At 75.9% G+C, this 2041-nt stretch carries 3 protein-coding genes; all 3 read left to right on the forward strand.

Annotated features, from left to right (window positions below; translation table 11 throughout):
* On the forward strand, positions 1-484 hold a 484-nt coding region (locus D8M29_RS11360), incomplete at its 5' end, for a transketolase C-terminal domain-containing protein (RefSeq protein WP_305034230.1).
* Positions 481-999: a hypothetical protein gene (locus D8M29_RS11365; protein WP_036382832.1), complete on the forward strand. Its 519-nt coding sequence runs from the start codon at positions 481-483 to the stop codon at positions 997-999. The genes D8M29_RS11360 and D8M29_RS11365, both read left to right, overlap by 4 nt.
* Before the next feature lie 3 nt (positions 1000-1002).
* Positions 1003-1977, forward strand: coding sequence for an aldo/keto reductase (locus D8M29_RS11370; protein ID WP_049147649.1), 975 nt, complete (start codon positions 1003-1005; stop codon positions 1975-1977).
* The last annotated feature ends 64 nt before the right edge of the window (positions 1978-2041 follow it).

Raw genomic sequence — 2041 nt, forward strand, 5'->3', positions numbered from 1 at the left:
TGACGTGCTCGCCCGGCGCGGCGAGGCCGGCGGGCGCGACGGCGCCGAGCGGGACGTGCTGATCGTGGCGGTGGGCGCGATGGCCGAGCTCGGCCTCGACGTCGCCGAACGGCTCGAGCGGCACGGCATCAGCGCCACGGTGATCGACCCGCGGTGGGTCCTGCCCGTGGCCCGGTCCGTGATCGACACGGCCGCCCGCCACCGGATCGTCGTGTGCCTCGAGGACGGGGTGCGGGCCGGCGGCGTCGGCTCGCGGATCCGGCAGGAGATGCGCGCGGCCGGCGTGGACACCGCCCTGAACGAGGTCGGCCTGCCGGTCGAGTTCCTCGCCCACGGCAGCCGCGAGCAGGTGCTGGCCCGCGTGGGCCTCACGGCGCAGCGCATCACCCAGGACACCGTCGCCCAGGTCCTCGGCGCCAAGGTCCCGTACGCCCGGCCCGTCCCCGAGGACGCGGCCGCCCCCCACCACCAGGAGCAGGCATGAGCATCGTCCGGCTGTACCGTGAGAGCGTCGGCGACGACGGCGCCCGGCTCTTCGAGTACCGCGAGGCATGGGCCGACGCGGAGGCCGGGGAGTTCGTGGTCCACCACGGTCGGGTCGGCCAGCCCGGCACCGTCGGGGAGCAGCCCCTGGCCGACCAGGCCGAGGGTGATCAGCTGCTGGCCGCGTTCGTGGCGCAGGGCGCGGAGGAGGGCTTCGCCGAGGCGGACCCCGCGACCTTCGCCGTGCTGCCGGTGGCCTACCGGCTCCGCGGCCGGGAGGCCACGGCGATCGAGCGGCGCACCGTCGAGCGGCTGCGCGTCGAGGTGACCCACCAGCTGGCCTGGCGCGGTCTCGGCGAGGTCGAGGACGTCGTCGAGGAGGTCGGTGCCCTCGTGCTGCGCGTCCGGACCCCCCACGCCCGCAAGGCCGCCGCCGAGATCCCGGCGGCCGCCAAGCGCGCCGACGGCGTGCAGCCGAACAAGGTGGACGTCCGCACCGCAGAGCAGGAGGGCTGACCCGTGCGCCACACCCGTCTCGGCCGCTCCGGGCTGACCGTCTCCGTCGTCGGCCTGGGCTGCAACAACCTCGGCCGCCCCGGCACCGCCACGCTGGAGCAGGCCGGCACCGACGCCGTCGTCCACGCCGCGCTCGACGCCGGCATCACCTTCTTCGACGTCGCCGACGTCTACGGCGCCGAGCCCGGCCTGTCCGAGGAGCGGCTCGGCCGCGCCCTGGGCGCCCGCCGCGACGAGGTGGTGATCGGCACCAAGTTCGGCATGGACATGGGCGGTGTCGCCGGCGACGACGGCGGCGCGCGGGGCTCCCGCCGGTACATCGTGCGCGCCGTCGAGGACTCCCTGCGCCGCCTCGGCACCGACTGGATCGACCTCTACCAGTTCCACACCCCGGACCCGGCCACGCCCATCGAGGAGACCCTCCGCGCGCTCGACGACCTCGTGCGCGCCGGCAAGGTCCGCTACGTGGGCCACTCGAACCGGGCCGGGTGGCAGATCGCCCAGGCCGAGTACGTGGCCCGCGAGCTGGGCGTGGAGCGCTTCGTGTCCGCGCAGAACCACTACAACCTGCTGGACCGCCGGGCCGAGCTCGAGGTGGTCCCGGCGGCGGCCGAGTTCGGGCTCGGCGTCCTGCCGTACTTCCCGCTGGCCAACGGGCTGCTCACGGGCAAGTACTCGCAGGGCGACGCCCCCGAGGGCTCGCGCCTGTCCCACGTGCGCCAGCACATGGTGGCCGACGCCGACCTGGAGCAGCTGGCCGCCTTCGGCCGGTTCGCCCGGGAGCGGGGGATCACCGAGGTCCAGGCCGCGATCGGGTGGCTGGCGGCGCAGGGACCGGTGTCCTCCGTGATCGCCGGCGCCACCCGTCCCGCGCAGGTCGTGGAGAACGCGGCGGCGGCCGACTGGCTCGCCACCGCGGAGGACCTGGCCGAGCTGGACGCCCTGTTCCCGGGCCCGGAGAAGGTCGCGCTCTTCTGATGGCCGGCGCGCTGACCGGCGCGGCCGCCGCGACCCCGCTCGTGCCGACGCCGGGGGAGGCCGC

The sequence above is a fragment of the Micrococcus sp. HSID17227 genome (assembly GCF_003989405.1).
Lineage (GTDB): Bacteria > Actinomycetota > Actinomycetes > Actinomycetales > Micrococcaceae > Micrococcus > Micrococcus luteus.